The 17,876-nt window shown below is 71.5% G+C and carries 15 protein-coding genes; 5 read left to right on the forward strand and 10 right to left on the reverse strand.

The window, feature by feature from the left end; translation table 11 throughout:
- The first annotated feature begins 101 nt into the window (after positions 1 to 101).
- Together LN042_RS27660 and ahpD are read left to right on the forward strand one after the other, a co-directional pair.
- Positions 102 to 653 (forward strand): peroxiredoxin, encoded by a 552-nt coding sequence (locus tag LN042_RS27660; protein WP_230054118.1) that lies wholly within the window; start codon positions 102 to 104, stop codon positions 651 to 653.
- Between the two features lie 5 nt (positions 654 to 658).
- Positions 659 to 1,189: an alkylhydroperoxidase, AhpD family gene (ahpD, locus tag LN042_RS27665; protein ID WP_230054119.1), complete on the forward strand. Its 531-nt coding sequence runs from the start codon at positions 659 to 661 to the stop codon at positions 1,187 to 1,189.
- A 7-nt stretch (positions 1,190 to 1,196) separates the two neighbouring features.
- Here ahpD and LN042_RS27670 read toward each other — a convergent pair whose 3' ends face one another.
- The 6 genes from LN042_RS27670 to LN042_RS27695 form a co-directional block, all read right to left on the reverse strand.
- Positions 1,197 to 1,928 carry an HNH endonuclease family protein gene (locus LN042_RS27670; RefSeq protein ID WP_230054120.1) on the reverse strand — a complete coding sequence of 244 codons (732 nt, stop codon included), beginning with the start codon at positions 1,926 to 1,928 and terminating at the stop codon, positions 1,197 to 1,199.
- A complete protein-coding gene (locus tag LN042_RS27675; RefSeq protein WP_230054121.1) occupies positions 1,929 to 3,218 on the reverse strand; it encodes an AAA family ATPase in 1,290 nt (429 codons plus the stop codon).
- Between the two features lie 9 nt (positions 3,219 to 3,227).
- Entirely contained in the window at positions 3,228 to 4,625 is a 1,398-nt protein-coding gene (locus LN042_RS27680; RefSeq protein WP_230054122.1) for an AI-2E family transporter, read from the reverse strand.
- A 151-nt stretch (positions 4,626 to 4,776) separates the two neighbouring features.
- Positions 4,777 to 5,529, reverse strand: coding sequence for an aggregation-promoting factor C-terminal-like domain-containing protein (locus tag LN042_RS27685; RefSeq protein WP_230054123.1), 753 nt, complete (start codon positions 5,527 to 5,529; stop codon positions 4,777 to 4,779).
- 400 nt (positions 5,530 to 5,929) lie between these two features.
- Positions 5,930 to 7,264: an RNA 5'-3' helicase PhoH2 gene (gene phoH2, locus LN042_RS27690; RefSeq protein ID WP_230054124.1), complete on the reverse strand. Its 1,335-nt coding sequence runs from the start codon at positions 7,262 to 7,264 to the stop codon at positions 5,930 to 5,932.
- A 203-nt stretch (positions 7,265 to 7,467) separates the two neighbouring features.
- Positions 7,468 to 8,262 (reverse strand): isoprenyl transferase, encoded by a 795-nt coding sequence (locus tag LN042_RS27695; RefSeq protein ID WP_230054125.1) that lies wholly within the window; start codon positions 8,260 to 8,262, stop codon positions 7,468 to 7,470.
- A gap of 251 nt (positions 8,263 to 8,513) precedes the next feature.
- On the opposite strand from LN042_RS27695, the gene LN042_RS27700 reads away from it, so the two are divergent.
- Entirely contained in the window at positions 8,514 to 9,374 is an 861-nt protein-coding gene (locus LN042_RS27700; RefSeq protein WP_230054126.1) for a hypothetical protein, read from the forward strand.
- Between the two features lie 7 nt (positions 9,375 to 9,381).
- Here the strand turns inward: LN042_RS27700 and LN042_RS27705 are convergent, their stop codons facing one another.
- On the reverse strand, positions 9,382 to 10,083 hold the full coding sequence (locus tag LN042_RS27705) for a prepilin peptidase (protein WP_230054127.1): 702 nt from the start codon (positions 10,081 to 10,083) through the stop codon (positions 9,382 to 9,384).
- Between the two features lie 118 nt (positions 10,084 to 10,201).
- On the opposite strand from LN042_RS27705, the gene LN042_RS27710 reads away from it, so the two are divergent.
- A complete protein-coding gene (locus tag LN042_RS27710; RefSeq protein WP_230054128.1) occupies positions 10,202 to 11,416 on the forward strand; it encodes a pyridoxal phosphate-dependent aminotransferase in 1,215 nt (404 codons plus the stop codon).
- Between the two features lie 38 nt (positions 11,417 to 11,454).
- Here the strand turns inward: LN042_RS27710 and LN042_RS27715 are convergent, their stop codons facing one another.
- On the reverse strand, positions 11,455 to 13,281 hold the full coding sequence (locus tag LN042_RS27715) for a phosphoenolpyruvate carboxykinase (GTP) (RefSeq protein ID WP_230054129.1): 1,827 nt from the start codon (positions 13,279 to 13,281) through the stop codon (positions 11,455 to 11,457).
- A 267-nt stretch (positions 13,282 to 13,548) separates the two neighbouring features.
- Between LN042_RS27715 and trhA the strand changes: the two genes are divergently transcribed.
- Complete coding sequence (gene trhA / locus LN042_RS27720) at positions 13,549 to 14,289, forward strand: PAQR family membrane homeostasis protein TrhA (RefSeq protein WP_283843929.1); 741 nt, start codon at positions 13,549 to 13,551, stop codon at positions 14,287 to 14,289.
- A 435-nt stretch (positions 14,290 to 14,724) separates the two neighbouring features.
- Here the strand turns inward: trhA and LN042_RS27725 are convergent, their stop codons facing one another.
- Together LN042_RS27725 and LN042_RS27730 are read right to left on the reverse strand one after the other, a co-directional pair.
- Positions 14,725 to 15,570, reverse strand: coding sequence for a GNAT family N-acetyltransferase (locus tag LN042_RS27725; RefSeq protein WP_230054130.1), 846 nt, complete (start codon positions 15,568 to 15,570; stop codon positions 14,725 to 14,727).
- A gap of 45 nt (positions 15,571 to 15,615) precedes the next feature.
- Positions 15,616 to 17,658, reverse strand: coding sequence for a thioredoxin domain-containing protein (locus LN042_RS27730; RefSeq protein WP_230054131.1), 2,043 nt, complete (start codon positions 17,656 to 17,658; stop codon positions 15,616 to 15,618).
- Positions 17,659 to 17,876: the final 218 nt, after the last annotated feature.

The following is a 17,876-nucleotide window of genomic DNA, read 5'->3' on the forward strand; positions in this document are numbered from 1 at the left end:
CCTGATCAGTTGGGGCTATGGCATGTTTGATCACGTCTGGATTCCGAACCAGAGGCAATCCAGGCCTTCGACCTCAGAATCCCGACCCAGGAGTCACGAGCATGCTCACGATCGGTGACAAGTTCCCCGAGTTCAACCTCACCGCCTGCGTCGACCTGGACGCTGCCAAGGCCTTCGCCGAGATCGACCACAAGACCTACGAGGGCAAGTGGAAGATCGTCTTCTTCTGGCCCAAGGACTTCACCTTCGTCTGTCCGACCGAGATCGCGGCGTTCGGCAAGCTGAACGACGAGTTCGCCGACCGTGACGCGCAGGTCCTGGGCGTGTCCGGTGACTCGGAGTTCGTGCACCACGCCTGGCGCAAGAACCACGACGACCTGCGCGACCTGCCGTTCCCGATGCTGGCCGACATCAAGCACGAGCTGATGCAGGCCTGCGGCGTGCAGGCCGAGGACGGCACCGCCCAGCGCGCCGTCTTCATCGTCGACCCGAACAACGAGATCCAGTTCGTCATGGTGACCGCCGGCTCGGTCGGCCGTAACCCGAAGGAGGTCCTGCGGGTGCTGGACGCCCTGCAGACCGACGAGCTGTGCCCCTGCAACTGGAACAAGGGCGACGACACCCTCGACGCCGCCTCGCTGCTGGCGGGCTGATCACCATGGCGCTCGACGAACTGAAGGCCGCGCTGCCCGACTACGCCAAGGACCTGAAGCTCAACCTGGGCTCGGTGATCGGCAACTCCGACCTGCCGCAGCAGCAGCTCTGGGGCACCGTGCTGGCGTGCGCGATGGCCACCGGCAGCAAGTCGGTGCTGGGCGAGCTGGAGCCGCAGGCCAAGGAGCTGCTGTCGGCCGAGGCGTACACCGCCGCCAAGGCGGCCGCCGCCGTGATGGCGATGAACAACGTCTACTACCGCACGCTGCACCTGCTCTCCGACAAGGAGTACGGCACGCTGCGGACCGGTCTGCGGATGAACATCATCGGCAACCCGGGCGTTGAGAAGGTCGACTTCGAGCTGTGGAGCTTCGCGGTCTCCGCGATCAACGGCTGCGGCCAGTGCCTGGACTCGCACGAGCAGGTGCTGCGCAAGGCCGGCGTCGAGCGCGAGGTCGTCCAGGCCGCGGCGAAGATCGCCGCGGTGGTGCAGGCGGTGGCGTCGGTGCTGGACGCCGAGGCCGCGATCGCCTGAGGCGCCGCTACCTCCTGACGGGGCCCCACTTGGCCGAGTGGGGCCCCGTCAGCACGTTCAGGCCCGCCACCGCCTCGGCCCCGAAGACCAGCACGGCCCGTGGCGCGGTGCGCAGCCGCAGCATCTCGTAGAGCACGTCGGCGAACGGCTGCACCGCCAGCGCCTGCGCCACCTCGCGGGCTTCGGTCACCTCGCCGTGCTCGGTCAGCCGGGCCAGGTCGCGCAGCATCGAGCGGCAGCGCACGTAGGCGTGGGCCCGGCCGCGCTCCAGCACCGGGCGGTCCAGGCCGAAGATCCGGATGGTCTCCCGACCCTTGGCGGTGCGCGCCCGGTAGGCGCCGGTGGCCAGCACCAGGTCCAGGTGGTCGGCCGGCTCGTCGCTGGTCGGGTCGATCAGCAGGGCCCGGCCCTGGCGGTCGGTGGGGTAGAGGTCGCGCTTCTGGTTGCTGTTGCAGAAGGCGCAGGCCCACAGGTGGTTGAGCCAGTCGAAGGCGCGCTGCGGGGCCATCGCGATCGGCTGGAAGTGGTCGATGCTGGTGCCCTCGCTGTCCCCGCAGTACATGCACCGGGACAGGCCGGCCGACATCGCGATCAGGTGGACGGCCAAGTCCCGCCGGATGGTCCTGGCATCCCGCCAGGACTCCCGGGCGCCGCCGCGGTGTTCGCCGATCCGCTCGGTGCGGGCCGCCATCCGGGCGGTCAACTCCGCCGGTAACGGTCCGCGTTGCAGCGGGATCATCTACGGTCTCCGGCCGAGCCGGGCCGACACCTCGTCGACCCGGGCGCTCAGCGAACTCATCAGCCGCTCGGTCAGCTCCTGGTACTCCGCCAGCTCCGCGTCGTCGGCCGCGCCGGAGAGCACCCGGCCCTCCAGGTCGCCGATCCGGCGGCGGGCGTCCTCGGCCCGCGCCGAGTAGGGGGACTCCAGGCCGAAGAGGGCGGAGAGCACGGCGTCGTCCCCGCTGCCGTAGACGACGCGGTGGTAGAGGTCCTCGCTCACCGGCTCCGGCCCGGCCGTCTCGTCCGGTCCCGGTATCCGGATCAGCCCGCCCGGGTCGGCCGCCTGGCAGATGTACGGGCTGTGGGTGGAGACGATGAACTGCACCAGCGGGAAGTGCGCCTTGAGCCAGGGGCCGATCCGCTGCTGCCAGCTGACGTGCAGATGGGCGTCGACCTCGTCGATCAGCACCACGCCGGGCAGCTGGACCGCGCCCGAGGGGCCGTCCGGCAGCCGGCCGTAGCAGCTCTCGAACTGCCGCACCAGGTCGAGAACCAGGGCGGTGACCGTGCGGTAGCCGTCGCTCAGCTCCCGAAGCGGGAAGTCGGGGCCGTCGCCACGGCGCACCCAGAGGCCGTCGGCGTCGACCCGGCCCACCCGGTAGCCGTCCGGCAGCAACCCGTCGGAGAGCAGCGCGGTGACCACGTCCAGGGTCCGCTGCGCGCCCGGTCGGCCTTCGAGGCGTCGGACGTGCTGGTCGATCAGCCAGCTGACGCCCTCGGCCAGCGAGGCCTCCTCGTGGAACAGGGTGGCGAGCCGGCCGACCGGACCGGCCGCCAGCATCAGCCGCCGGCTCTCCCCCGCGCCGCCGAGCAGCCGGCGGAACGGACCGTAGCCGGCGAAGAACCAGCCCTGCGGGTTCTCCGCCCAGGGGCCGAGCTCGGGGTTCGGCGAGCCGAAGGCCTCCAACTCGGGCCGCGGGCCGTCACTCGGCCGGCTCCAGCGCAGGCCCAGCTCCAGTTCGGGCTCGGCCCCGGCCGGCTGGTCGGCCGCCGCGTCGGGCCGCACCCAGGCCCGCACCCAGCCGGTGTCCTCACCCGTGGTCAGCCAGCCGGAGAAGTCGCTGACCAGGCTGCGCGCCACCGAGGGCCCGCCGAGCGCCAGCGCCAGCGCCCGCAGCAGGGTGGTCTTGCCGGAGCCGTTGCGCCCGGCCAGCACCGTCCAGCCCGCCCTGGGCAGCTCCAGCTGCCGCACCTCCCGGACCGGGGCGAACCCCCTGACCCCCGAAATGCCCAGCCTGGTCACATACATGACGGCAGTTTAGGAGGTGACCGCCTGGTCGCGGGAGAAGTCGGCGGAGGCGGAGTCCGGCACGGCCTCCGTGGCGGCAGCCGTCTCGGCGGCCTCGGCCGCCTCCTGGGCGGCCTCCACCGCCGCGAACACCTCGTCGGCCGCCGCGTGCCGCTGCCGCAGGTGGCCGACCACGGTGTTGGTGACCGCGATCAGCGGGACGGCGACGACCGCGCCGCCGATCCCGCCGACGATCGACCCGGCGGCCACGCCGAGCACCACGGCCAGCGGGTGCACCCGCACCGCCCGGCCCAGGATCAGCGGCTGCAGCAGGTGCCCCTCGATCTGCATCACGGCCACCAGCACCACCAGCACCATGCCGGCGGTGTAGATGTCCTTGGTGACCAGCGCGATCAGCACCGCCAGGGTCCCGGTGACCAGCGCGCCGACCAGCGGGATGAAGGCACCCAGGAAGATGAGCACCGCCAGCGGCACGGCCAGCGGTACCCCGAGCAGGTAGATCCCGATGCCGATGCAGAGCGCGTCGATGAAGGCGACGGCGACCGTGCCGCGCACGTAGGCGGTCAGCGTGGTCCAGGCCTTGGGGCCGGCCCCCGCGATCGCGTAGCGGGACTGCCGGGGCAGCCCGCGCAGCACCCAGTTCCAGATCCGGGCGCCGTCGTAGAGCAGGAAGTAGGTGGTGAACGCGGCCAGCAGCACTCCGGTCACCACCTCGATCACGAAGCTCACGGTGGTGAAACCGAGCGAGGTGATCTGGCTGGTGTTGTTGCCGATGGCGGTCTGCAGCTGTTTGGTGAAGTCGGTCAACTGCTGGTGCGTCAGGTGCATCGGGCCCCTGAGCAGCCAGTTGTGGATGTTCCCGATGCCCGTCTGGGCCTTGCTGGAGACGGCCGAGATGTTGTCGCTCACCTGCCAGACCACGAACCAGCCGACCAGCGCGATACCGCAGAGGCCGGCCAGGAAGGTCACCAGCGCGGCCAGCGACCGGGGCACCCCGTGCCGGCGCAGCCAGGAGACGGTGGGTTCGAGCAGCGCCGAGATCAGCACTCCGGCCAGCAGCGCGTAGGCGACCAGCCGCAGCTGGTCCACCACATTGAAGATCACGTAGAGCGCGCCGCCGATCAGCAGCAGCCGCCAGGTCGACTCAGCCGCCACCCGCAGCCCCCAGGGCACGGCCTCGGCGGGGGTGGCCGGCCGCGGGCCGCGGTACCGCTCGCGCGGCAGCGGGGGCGGATCGGCATGGGTGGGGTGCGGAGGGTCGGCCACCACGGCGGGCCGGACGGCCGGCGGTAGCGGCTCGTTCACCGGTTCGCCCTCTTCGCGGGCTGCCGCAGCCCGCCGGGCCAACGCGGTACTCCACCTCGCGACCGTGGAGAGTACCCGGTCGCGCCGTTCGCCGCGTGCCATCTGCGCTCCATCCTGCTGGTGCGCCGCGCACCACGGCACGGCCCTGTGGGCTCACCGTACCCAAACCGGTCACCCGTTCGGCGCACCGGCCCGCAAAACGGCCGAAGCCCTCGGCTGAGAAGGCCGAGGGCTGTCGGTGATCCGGTCCGGATCAGTACCAGCTGTGCGCCTGCCAGAACGACCAGGCGCCGCACGGGCTGCCGTACCGGTCGTTCATGTAGCCGAGGCCCCACTTGATCTGGGTGGCGGGGTTGGTGCGCCAGTCCGCACCGGCCGAGGCCATCTTGGAACCGGGCAGCGCCTGCACCAGGCCGTAGGACCCGGACGACGGGTTGACGGCCGTGTAGTTCCAGCCGCTCTCGCGCGTCACGATGTTGCTGAAGCACTGGAACTGGGTGTTGTCGCCGATGATGCCCGCGGCGAGCGCCTGCACCGAGCCGGCGCTGTACGAGGCGGCGGGCGTCGAGTCGGAGGAGCTCGACGAGTCCGACGAGTCCGACGTGCTCGTGACGGCCAGCTGGGAGCGGGCCTTGGCGCGGTTGGCGGCCTCCTGCTGCGCCTGGGCGGCAGCCTGGGCCTTGGCGGCGGCATCGGCGGCGGCCTTGTCGGCGTCGGCCTTGGCCTGCGCGTCGGCGGCGGCCTTCACGCGGGCGGCCTCGGCGGCGGCCTGCTTGGCCGCGGCGTCGGCCTGCTGCTGCTGAGCCGTCGCCTGCTGGCCGATGTTGTCGCTGATGACCTGCGCGTCGGTGCCCGACGGCACGTCGGCGAGCAGCGTGGCACCCGTGATGTCCGCGGCCTGAACCGGCTTGGCTTCGCTACCGGAGGCCATGCCGACCACGGCACCGACAGCGGTGACCGCGGTGGCGGAGGCCACGGCAACTCCCCGGACCGAGATCCGAGTCACATGGATTCCTTCCAGCGTCGCCCCCGCGTGACCGTGAGGACGCAACATGCCCCTGGTCACTGGCCTCCACCTGCTGCTGGTCACGGGAGACACTGGCCCGGTGTCCTCCCCGGCAGGCCGGAGCTGACATGAAGATCGGGCGGCGTACGGTCCGTCCATATTCAGTTGACGCCCAATACAGGGGCCGTACGCGGGGCCTGACAGAACCCACACCATGCCCCAAGGGGACGCGGCTGCGCAATTCCCGGTTGCGTGGCGAAGCTCACACGGCATCCCGATAGGTGAATTGACAGTTCGCCGGACAGTACGCGCCCCGATGTGCTGACAATCCGCCCGGCGCGGGCCGAAACCCTTGCGCCGGACGGATCGTTCGACTACCCGACGATCGACTGCGGAGCCGTCAGGGCTGGATGTCCTCCAGCATCTCGGTCACCAGTGCGGCGATCGGGGAGCGCTCGGAGCGCGTGAGGGTGATGTGCGCGAACAGCGGATGCCCCTTCAGCTTCTCCACCACCGCCACCACTCCGTCGTAGCGCCCCACCCTGAGGTTGTCCCGCTGCGCCACATCGTGGGTGAGCACCACCCGCGACCCCTGGCCGATCCGGGAGAGCACCGTGAGCAGCACGTTCCGTTCCAGCGACTGGGCCTCGTCCACGATCACGAAGGCGTCGTGCAGCGACCGGCCCCGGATGTGGGTGAGCGGCAGCACCTCCAGCATCCCGCGAGCGATCACCTCCTCTATGACCGCGGGCGTGGTGACCGCCCCGAGGGTGTCGAAGACCGCCTGGGACCAGGGGTTCATCTTCTCGGCCTCGGTGCCCGGCAGGTAGCCCAGCTCCTGGCCGCCGACCGCGTACAGCGGCCGGAACACCATCACCTTGCGGTGCTGGCGGCGCTCCAGCACGGCCTCCAGCCCGGCGCAGAGCGCCAGGGCGGACTTGCCGGTGCCGGCCCGGCCGCCGAGCGAGACGATCCCCACCTCGGGATCGAGCAGCACGTCGAGCGCCACCCGCTGCTCGGCGCTGCGCCCGCGCAGCCCGAACGCCTCCCGGTCACCGCGCACCAGCTTGACCCGGCCGTCCACGGTGACCCGGCCCAGTGCCCGGCCGCGCTCCGAGCTGAGCACCAGTCCGGTGTGGACCGGCAGCTCCTCGGCGCCGTCGACCACGACGGCGGTGTCGTGCGGCGCGCCGAACAGTTCGTCAACCTGGTCGGCCGAGACGGACAGTTCCGACATTCCGGTCCAACCGGAGGTGATCGCCAGCTCCGCCCGGTACTCCTCGGCGAGCAGCCCGACCGCGCTCGCCTTGATCCGCATCGGCAGGTCCTTGGAGACGACCGTGACGTCGTACCCCTCGGCCTGCAGGTTGCGGGCGACCGCGAGGATCCGGGTGTCCGCCTCGCCGCCGCCGAGCCGGTAGCCGGCCGGCAGCACCGAAGGGTCCGAATGGTTGAGCTCGACCCGGATCGAGCCGCCGAAGTCGCCGACCGGGATCGGCTCGTCGAGCCGGCCGTGGCGGATCCGGTAGTCGTCGAGCAGGCGCAGGGCCTGGCGGGCGAAGTAACCCAGTTCTGGATGGTGGCGCTTGGCCTCCAGCTCGGTGACCACGACCACCGGGAGCACCACCTCGTGCTCCGCGAACCGGGTCATGGCCAGCGGGTCGGCCAGGAGCACGCTGGTGTCAAGGACGTACGTGCGCCGGTCTGGTGTCCGGCGGCTCTTGGTACTGACCACTAGGCCTCCAGGGCGGGTGACCCTGCGTCACCCGCAGCTCACCGGCCCCCGCGCCCCTGTTGGTCAGGGGTGCCGGTCTGCCATAGGTATGCCCTGACGACTTGTCGGACATGCCCGCGAGAAGCCAAGACGTTGATCAGTGCACGTGAATTCTTGGTGACGCGGCGGACCGGACGCCGAGGTCAGCGGCTCTGCGGACGAGGTCAGCCGCCGTAGCGGCGGTGCCGCTGCTCGTAGGCGCGCAGCGCGCGCAGGAAGTCCACCTTGCGGAAGGCCGGCCAGTATGCCTCGCAGAAGTAGAACTCGCTGTGCGCGCTCTGCCAGAGCAGGAAGCCGCTGAGCCGCTGCTCGCCGGAGGTGCGGATGACCAGGTCGGGGTCGGGCTGGCCCTTGGTGTAGAGCCGCTCGGCGATGTGCTCCACGTCCAGGATCTCCACCAGCTCCTCGATCGAGGTGCCGCGGTCGGCGTGCTCCTGGAGCAGCGAGCGGACGGCGTCGGCGATCTCGTGGCGACCGCCGTAGCCCACCGCCACGTTGACCGTGATGCCCTCCAGGTGCTCGGTGGCGCCCGCGGCCTCCTTGAGGATCTTCGCGGTCCTCGCCGGCAGCAGGTCCAGGGTGCCGATCGGGTTGACCTTGTACCGCTTCAGCTCGGCCAACCCGGTCACCGCGTCCTCGATGATGCCGAGCAGCGGCACCAGCTCGTCCGCCGGGCGGGAGAGGTTGTCGGTGGAGAGCATCCAGAGGGTGACGACCTCGATGTTGGTCTCGTCGCACCACCCGAGGAACTCGACGATCTTGTCGGCGCCGCGCTGGTGGCCGTAGGCGGTGGTGCCGCCCGCCTCCTTGGCCCAACGGCGGTTGCCGTCCATGATCACGCCCACGTGGTGCGGCGTCTTGCCGAGGTTGACCTCGACCCGCTGGCCGTACAGCCGGTACAGGCCGCCGAGCATGGTGCGCAGCCCTGGAGTGCGCTCGGCGACATCGCGCAGACCCATGTGTTTCCAGCTCCTCCGAGCACTACCCCCTGGACCCCGGCCCTGGCTGCCGCGGGTCCCGGGGCAGCGTACTCCCGACCGCCCACCTGCGGGAAAGTCACCGGTCGAACGCCCGGCCGAGCACCGTCCCGTTCAGGGAGACGATCAACCACCCGACCGCTCGGCCGCCGGGCACCCCCTCTTGCGGTCCCGTCGCCCGCTGGGTGTATGACTGTCACACTGATTCTTCATCATGTGGGGGGCACGCAACCATGCGTCACACCATGCTCAAGCGGCTCGGCATCGGGCTGCTGGGTGCCGCCGCAGCACTCGGAACGGTCGCCGCGCCGGGTGCGTCGGCCGGCGCCGGGCCGTCGACCTGTCCGACCAAGCCGGCCCCGGTCCGGATCGCCACCGGCCAGGCGTTCGGCGCCGGCCAGCGGCTCACCTCCGGCGACACCGCACTGACCATGCAGTCCGACGGCAACCTGGTGCAGTACCTGGTGCGTCCCGACTGCCAGAACGGCCCGGTGCTCTGGGCGAGCAACACCTACGGCAACCCCGGCGCCTACGCGATCATGCAGTCGGACGGCAACTTCGTGGTCTACCGCGCCGGCGGCGCCGGTGCCCTGTGGTCCTCCGGCACCTGGAACCAGAGCGGCGCGACCGCCTCGCTGGACGGCGGTGCCCTGCGGGTGCACAACGGGACCGGCGTGTCCTGGCAGGACGTCAGCGGCTACCTGCCCGCGCACGACGCCGACAACAACCCGCTGCCGCAGGTCAGCAGCCGGCTCCAGCCCGGCTTCCAGATGGGCAACGGCAGCTGGGCGGAGTCCGGCTCGGTGTGGCTGGTGCAGCAGAACGACGGCAACCTGGTGCTCTACCGCAAGCGGGACGGCGCCGCGCTGTGGAGCACCAACACCTGGGGCCACCCGGGTGCGCACACCGACGTCACCTCCGCCGGCAGGCTGGAGGTCGCCCAGAACGGCTCGCAGGTCTGGGCGGAGGGCGCGCCGCCCGTCCCCGGTTCCTACCTCCAGGTGCAGGACGACGCCAACGTGGTGCTCTACCGTCCCAACGCCACCAGCAGCGCCGACGCCCTCTGGTCCACCGGGACCTACGGCAAGGGCTGACCGAGCCTCAGCCGACTGAGGCCAGGACCCCCAGCAGTGCGCCCAGCAGCATGCACGGGCCGAACGGCAGGGGGTCCTTGGCCTTGGCCCGGCCGGTCACCAGCAGCGCGACGCCCCACAGGGCCGCCAGCAGGAAGCCGGCCAGCCAGCCCTGGAACAGGGTGCGCCAGCCGTACCAGGCGAGCAGCGCGCCGAGGGTGGGGGCCAGCTTGGCGTCGCCCAGGCCCATCGGGCCGGCCAGCGCCATCGCGCCGTAGACCAGCAGGAAGAGCAGCGCACCGAGCAGGCAGCGGGTGAGCGCTCCGGTCCGCTGCGTCAGCAGACCGGCCGCCACCAGCAGCACCGCCGTGCCGACCGCCAGCGGCAGGGTCAGCGCGTCGGGCAGCCGGTGCACCGCGACGTCCACGAAGCCCAGCACCACTCCGAACAGCGCGACCCAGCAGAGCACCGGCGCGATCGGCCAGCTCGCCGCCGAGCCGATCGCCGCACCCGCCGCCACCGCGGCCAGCTCCACCGTCGCGGGCCGGGCCCCGACCGCCGTCCCGCAGCCGCGGCAGCGCCCGGTGGGTGGCAGCGCCTGCAGCCCGCGCCCGCAGCCGGGACAGCGCGCCGACGGCTCCCCGTACCCGACGGCGTGGCGCGCCGCCGCCCCCCGCAGCCAGGGCGCGGCGACCGCGCCCGCGAGCATTCCGCCGACCAGTCCGATCACGCAGACCCCTCTACCCGTCCGGGCGCCGGCCACGCCCGCCGGGCGGCGAACCGTGATCCGTGTCGCTCCCGCTCCGCGAACCGCGCGGCGCCGCCCGGCGGGCCCGTACAGTTTGCGCATGCAGGTCACCCAGTCCAGCAAGCTCGCCAATGTCTGCTACGACATCCGCGGCCCGGTGCTCGACGAGGCGATGCGACTGGAAGGCCAGGGGCATCGCATCCTCAAGCTCAACACCGGCAACCCGGCCGCCTTCGGTTTCGAGGCCCCGCCCGAGATCCTGCACGACATCCTGCAGAACCTCGCCTCGGCGCACGGCTACGGCGACTCCAAGGGCCTGCTGGCGGCCCGCCGCGCGGTGGTGATGCACTACGAGGAGCGCGGCCTGCAGGGACTCCGCGTCGACGACGTCTTCCTGGGCAACGGCGTCTCGGAGCTGATCCAGCTCGCCATGACGGCGCTGCTGGACCACGGCGACGAGGTGCTGGTGCCCGCACCCGACTACCCGCTGTGGACCGCCTCGGTCTCGCTGGCCGGCGGCACCGCGGTGCACTACCGCTGCGACGAGCAGGCCGAGTGGTACCCGGACCTGGACGACATCGCGGCCAGGATCACCCCTCGCACCAAGGCGATCGTGGTGATCAACCCCAACAACCCGACCGGCGCGGTCTACCCCCGCGAGGTGCTGGAGGGGATCGTCGAGCTGGCCCGCCGGCACCGGCTGGTGATCTACGCGGACGAGATCTACGACAAGATCCTCTACGACGGCGTGGAGCACGTGCCGCTGGCCACCCTGGCGCCCGACCTGTTCTGCGTCACCTTCAACGGCATGTCCAAGTCCTACCGGGTGGCGGGCTTCCGCTCCGGCTGGATGGTGCTCTCCGGCGACCGGCAGCGGGCCGCCAACTACATCGAGGGCCTGAACGTGCTGGCCAGCATGCGGCTGTGCGCCAACATGCCGGCCCAGCACGCGGTGGCGGCGGCGCTCGGCGGCCGGCAGTCGATCAAGGACCTGGTGCTGCCCGGCGGGCGGCTGCTGGAGTCCCGCGACGCCGCCCACCGGCTGCTCAACGAGATCCCCGGGGTGAGCTGCGTCAAGCCGCGCGGGGCGCTCTACGCCTTCCCGCGGCTGGACCCCTCGGTCTACAAGATCAAGGACGATGCGCGGATGGTGCTGGACCTGCTGCGCTCCCAGCGGATCCTGATCGTGCAGGGCACCGGCTTCAACTGGCCCGAGCCGGACCACTTCCGGCTGGTCACGCTGCCGCGCCCGGAGGAGATCGAGGACGCGGTCACCCGGATCGGCGAGTTCCTCGCGGGATACGTCCAGACCTGACCCCGCACGGCCTTTCCGGGGGCGAGCCGCCACGGGCCTCAGCCCAGGCGCTTCACCAGCGCGTTGTACTCGTCCCAGAGCGCCTCGGGGGTGTGCTCACCGAACATCTCCAGGTGGGCCGGGATCAGCGCGGCCTCCTGGCGCCAGATGTCGGCGTCCACCGAGAAGAGCAGCTCACGGTCGGCGTCGGAGATCTCCAGGCCGTCCAGGTCGAAGCCCTCGACCTTCGGCAGCACGCCGATCGGGGTCTCGACGCCCTCGGCGGTGCCCTCCAGGCGGTCGACGATCCACTTCAGCACGCGGCTGTTCTCGCCGTAGCCCGGCCAGACGAACTTGCCGTCGCCGTTCTTGCGGAACCAGTTGACGTAGTAGATCTTCGGCAGCTTGGCGGCGTCGGCCTCGGCACCGATCTTCAGCCAGTGGGCGAAGTAGTCGCCCATGTTGTAGCCGCAGAACGGCAGCATCGCGAACGGGTCGCGGCGCAGCTCACCGACCGTGCCCTCGGCGGCGGCGGTCTTCTCGGAGGCGATGTTGGCGCCCAGGAAGACGCCGTGCTGCCAGTCGAAGGACTCGGTCACCAGCGGGACGGCGGTGGCCCGGCGGCCGCCGAACAGGATCGCCGAGATCGGCACGCCCGCCGGGTCCTCCCACTCGGGGGCGATGGTCGGGCACTGCGCGGCCGGGACGGCGAACCGCGCGTTGGGGTGGGCGGCCGGGGTGTCGGAGGCCGGGGTCCAGTCGTTGCCGCGCCAGTCGGTCAGGTGCGCCGGGGGCTCCTCGGTGAGGCCCTCCCACCAGACGTCACCGTCGTCGGTCAGCGCGACGTTGGTGAAGACGGTGTTGCCCCAGAGGGTCTTGATCGCGTTGGCGTTGGTGTCCTCGCCGGTGCCCGGAGCCACGCCGAAGAAGCCGGCCTCCGGGTTGATCGCGTAGAGGCGGCCGTCGGCGCCGAACCGCATCCAGGCGATGTCGTCACCGATGGTCTCCACCTTCCAGCCCGGGATGGTGGGCTGGAGCATGGCGAGGTTGGTCTTGCCGCAGGCCGACGGGAAGGCGGCGGCGACGTACCTGGCCTCGCCGCTCGGCGGGGTGAGCTTGAGGATCAGCATGTGCTCGGCCAGCCAGCCCTCGTCGCGGGCCATGGTCGAGGCGATCCGCAGCGCGTAGCACTTCTTGCCGAGCAGGGCGTTGCCGCCGTAGCCGGAGCCGAAGGACCAGATCTCCTTGGTCTCCGGGAAGTGCGAGATGTACTTGGTGGTGTTGCAGGGCCACGGCACGTCCTGCTCGCCCTCGGCCAGCGGGGCGCCGACGGTGTGCACGGCCTTGACGAAGTCGCCGTCCTCGCCGAGCTGGTCCAGCACGGCCTGACCCATCCGGGTCATCACGCGCATCGAGACGGCGACGTAGGCGGAGTCGGTGATCTCGACGCCGTAGGCGGCCAGCGGGGAGCCGACCGGGCCCATCGAGAACGGCACGACGTACATCGTGCGGCCCTTCATGGCGCCCCGGAACAGGCCCTGCTCACCGGAGAAGACGGCCCGCATCTCGGCGGGGGCCTTCCAGTGGTTGGTCGGGCCGGCGTCCTCCTCCTTCTCGGAGCAGATGAAGGTGCGGTCCTCGACGCGGGCGACGTCGCGCGGGTCGGAGGCCGCGTAGTACGAGTTGGGGCGCTTCTCCTCGTCGAGCTTGGTGAAGGTGCCCTGCTCGACCAGCAGGTCGGCGAGCCGCTGGTACTCCTCCTCCGAGCCGTCGCACCACACGACGCGCTCCGGCTGGGTGAGCTCCGCGATCTCGTTGACCCAGGCCAGCAGGCGGGCGTGGCGGGTGGGGGCAGCCGTGCTGACGGCAGAGATCTCGTTCGACACGATCGCTCCGTTTCACGCCTGATCGACCGCGATCAGGGGGTCCGGGGGTTGAGGGTGGTTACACCGTAGCTCCGGCCTTCAAGCCGTAATTGAGCTTCCTGGCGCTCTTGCCGCAAGCTTTGCTACATCATGGCCAAAAACTGGCAGTTTTTCCCCTGAGAGCGGCAGACCTCAACGTTGCCTCGATCACATCCGACTACTCCAGATTGTCCAAAACCTTCGAAGGTCACTTTCTACCAGTAGGTAACCTACGGAGGCGTAGGTAGCATGTCGCCCATGACTGCGGATCAGAACGCGTGCGCGGCACCCGCGCTCGCGCTTGCGGACGGCTCACCGGGAGTTGCGGGGACGGCCGGGACGGAACCGGCCCCACCGGTGAAGCCGGTCTGGCGGGGCTGGCTGCACGCCGGGATGTTCCCGGCCGCGGTGGCCGCCGGCATCGTGCTGATCTGCCTGGCCGACTCCACCGAGGGCCGGATCGCCTGCGCGCTCTACTCGGTGACGGCCTGGCTGCTGTTCGGGGTCAGCGCCGTCTACCACCGCTTCACCTGGGGGCCGCGCGGCGAGGCGATCCTGCGGCGGTTGGACCACGCGAACATCTTCCTGATCATCGCGGGCACCTACACGCCGTTCACCATCCTGCTGCTGCACGGCGGGCGGCAGCAGCTGCTGCTCTGGCTGGTCTGGGGCGGCGCGCTGGCCGGCATAGCGTTCCGGGTGTTCTGGGTCGGCGCGCCGCGCTGGCTCTACACGCCCTGCTACCTCGCGCTGGGCTGGGCCGCGATCTTCTTCATGCCCGACTTCCTGCACACCGGCGGCGTCGCGGTGATCACCCTGATGATCGTCGGCGGTGTGCTCTACAGCGTGGGCGGCGTGATCTACGGGCTCAAGCGGCCCGACCCGTCACCGCGTTGGTTCGGATTCCACGAAGTCTTCCACGCCTTCACCCTCGGGGCCTTCATCGTGCAGTACGTGGGGGTTTCCCTGGTGGCCTACACCACCGCCTGACATCCCGTACCGGACCTGGGAGTTGTGCACCGCGGCACGCGACTCCCGGGCCCGCGCGCAGCGGTCGCAGTGCGCCGCGTCGGTCCGGTGGGCCGAGAGGTGCGCATCGTCCCGGTGGGCGAAGTGCCGGAACCGGCGGCCGACATGGATCATCACCAACAGCGCCTCGACCCCGGCCACCGCCCACACCAGGGGCGCACCACCGCCGAGGTAGGCGGCCACCACCGCGAGAGCCGCGCCGACCACCGCGACCGTGCCCCAGAACTGCAGATCCTGAGCATCCTTCACGGCCATCGCCACCTCTCCCCGTCCTGACCCAGTGGCACATCCTATCCACTGACAGTAACAGGGAGTAGTCGCTATCGGGCGAACACTGCGTCAATGTTTCATCAACTCCCGGTGCCCGCACGGTTCGCACGGCCACCAGCCGTCCTGTCAACGGAAGTTGATGATCACACTGTCCGCAACCGGCCGGAACCCGATCTTCTGGTAGATCGAATTGCTGGTCGGATTGGCCAGGTCGGTGTAGAGCAGCACCTCGGTGGCCCCGCGCTCCCGGGCCACCTCGCACAGACCGGCCGTCACCGCGCTCGCGTATCCGTGACCGCGCGCCTCGGGCGGGGTGTAGACCGGGCCGATCCTGGTCATCCCGACGATCACCTGGGACAGCCCCGCGAACGAGACCGGGCGGCCGTCGCCGTCCTCCCAGATGAAGAACTCGCCGGCCTGGATGCGCTGGACGGCCATGCCCGGGGCGTCGAAGTCGGGAAAGCCGACGTAGTCGAAGAAGTCCGCCAGCCAGGGCACCAGCAGCCCGTAGTCGTCCGGGGTGGCCGGGCGCAGCCGGCCCGGCACCGCGGGCACCGCCAACTCGCCGAGCCGGTAGAGCCGCTGCTCCTCGTGGACGACCGCGGTGGCACCGGTGCGCCCGGCCCAGGTGTCGGCGAAGGCCCGCGCCTCGGCCGTCCCGCCGCCGACTCCGGTCACCTCCCGGTCGCCGGCCAGCAACCCGGCCAGCTCCACCGCGGCCCGCACCGGCATGGTGCTCAGCCGGATCCCCTGCGGCGGCGTCTGCAGCCACGCCCCCGCCACCGGCGCGTCCGCACTCGGCCGCCACCAGCCGTGGCGCGGCACCGACCCCGGGCCACCGCTGGTCAACTGCCCCTGCTCCAGGCGGTGCAGCAGGGTCAGCAGCACGGTGTTCTCGGCCGGGTGGGCGGTCAGGAAGTCCCCGGCCTCGGTGCGGTACTCGGGCAGCGAGTCGCTGAAGGTCCACGTCATCCCCCGATCCTGGGCCATCGGTGAACGCCCGTGCACCCGGTTTTGCTACTGCCGGGCCGCCACCTTGGCGGCCAGCTCGGTCGCGCTGGAGGTCGGCGCCTCGCAGGCGAAGTGCCGGCAGACGTAGGCGGCCGGGGCGCCGTCAAGCAGCGGGCGGTCGGCCAGCAGAGCCACCTCCGGCTCGCCGTCGGGCACCCCGCGGGCCACCACGGCGCCCGGTGCCGTGCCGAGCAGCGCGGTGCGGTGCAGCTCGGCGGTGCGCGGGTCGTCCGCCGGGCCGACCACGGCCACCTCGCGCGGGCCGTCCAGCAGCGCCTCGACGGCGGCCAGCCCCCAGCCGATGAACCGCGGCGCCCGGGTGCCCAGCACGCCGACCACGCCCAGCGCCCGCTCGGCGGCGGTGCGGTGGCGGTCCGAGCCGGTGTACGCGGCGTAGGAGAGCAGCGCCTGGGCGGCGGCCGTCCAGCCGGACGGGGTGGCGTTGTCGGTCGGGTCCTGCGGCCGGCGGATCAGCTTCTCGGCGTCGTTCGCGGTGTCGTACAGGCTCCCCGAGGCCTCGTCGGTGAAGTGCAGCAGGACGGTGTCCAGCAGTCCGCCGGCCAACTGCAGCCAGGAGGCCTCGCCGGTCACCGCGTACAGCGCCAGGAAGCCCTCGGCGGTGTCCGCGTAGTCCTCCAGCACCCCGGCGTTGCCGCCCGCCCTGCCGTCCCGGGAGGTGCGCAGCAGGCGTCCGGCGGCGTCCAGGTGGACCGAGAGCAGCAGGTCCGCGGCCCGGGTGGCGGCCTCCACCAGGTCCGGGCGGTCCAGCAGCGCGCCGCACTCGGCCAGCGCGGCGATCGCCAACCCGTTCCAGGCGGCCACCACCTTGTCGTCCCGGGCCGGGGCGGGGCGCTCGGCGCGGGCCGCCAGCAACCGCTCCCTGATCCGCCCGTACTCCGCCGGATCCGCCGGGTCTTCGAGGAGTTGGAGCACCGACGTGCCGTGTTCGAAGGTGCCGCCGGCGGTCACCGAGAACAGCCGGGCCGCGCTCGCGGCGTCCGCGGGCCCGAGCACGTCCACCAACTGCCCGGGTTCCCAGACGTAGTAGGCGCCCTCGGCGGTCTGCCCGGTCTGCGGGTCGACACTGTCCGCGTCCAGCGCCGAGGCGAACCCGCCCTGCGGGGTGCCGAGTTCGCGCACCATGAAGTCCGCGGTCTCCAGCGCGACCCGGCGGGCCAGCGGATCGCCGGTGGCCCGCCACAGGTGCAGGTAGACCCGGCACAGCAGCGCGTTGTCGTAGAGCATCTTCTCGAAGTGCGGCACCACCCACTCGGCGTCCACCGAGTACCGGGCGAAGCCGCCGCCCAGCTGGTCGTAGATGCCGCCGCGGGCCATCGCCTCGGCCGTCCGCGCCACCGGCTCCAGCGCCTCGGGCGCCCCGGTCCTGGCGTGGTGGCGCAGCAGGAACTCCAGCGCCATGGACGGCGGGAACTTCGGTGCCCCGCCGAAGCCGCCGCGCGCCGAGTCGAAGCCGCGCCGCAGCTCCGCCACCGCCTGCTCCAGCTCCGCCGCCCCGGGCACCGGCAACCCGATCCCGGCCCCGAACATCCCGGCCCGCTCGGCCAGTTCGGCCCGGATCCGCCCGGCCACCTCGGTCACCTCGCCCCGCCGCTCCCGCCAGGCGGCGTCCACGCCCTCCAGCACCTGCCGGAAGCTAGGCATCCCGTGCCGGGGCTGCGGCGGGAAGTACGTGCCGAAGTAGAACGGCTCCTTCTCGGGCGTGAGGAACACCGTCATCGGCCACCCGCCCTGCCCGGTCGCCGCCTGCACCGCCTCCATGTAGACGGCATCCACGTCCGGCCGCTCCTCCCGGTCCACCTTGACGGCGACGAAGCGCCCGTTCAGGTAGTCGGCAAGCCGGGCGTCCTCGAAGCTCTCGTGCGCCATCACATGACACCAGTGACACGCCGCGTAGCCAACTGATAGCAGAACGGGCACATTTCGCCGTTGCGCTTCCTCGAAAGCCTCCGGTCCCCAGGGCCACCAGTCGACCGGATTGTCAGCGTGCTGAAGCAGATAAGGCGAGGTCACACCAGCCAACCGGTTCATACGCTCCAGCCTCTCACAGCGTTCCCGCCCCGGCCCTGAGACCCGCGCACCTCCGTCCGCTTGGCCGATTCACACGCATGCGCCTTCACGTGGCGCACGACGATCGTCCCAGGCGGCCGGTGCCTGCCGAGTCGACGGTCCGCCGACTGCCCTGTTGCCACCCGACGGTCTGTCAGTGCCTGTGCGGCGGGCGGGGAGGGCCAGGTCCGGCCGTCTCC

This window comes from Kitasatospora humi (assembly GCF_020907985.1).
GTDB lineage: Bacteria > Actinomycetota > Actinomycetes > Streptomycetales > Streptomycetaceae > Kitasatospora > Kitasatospora humi.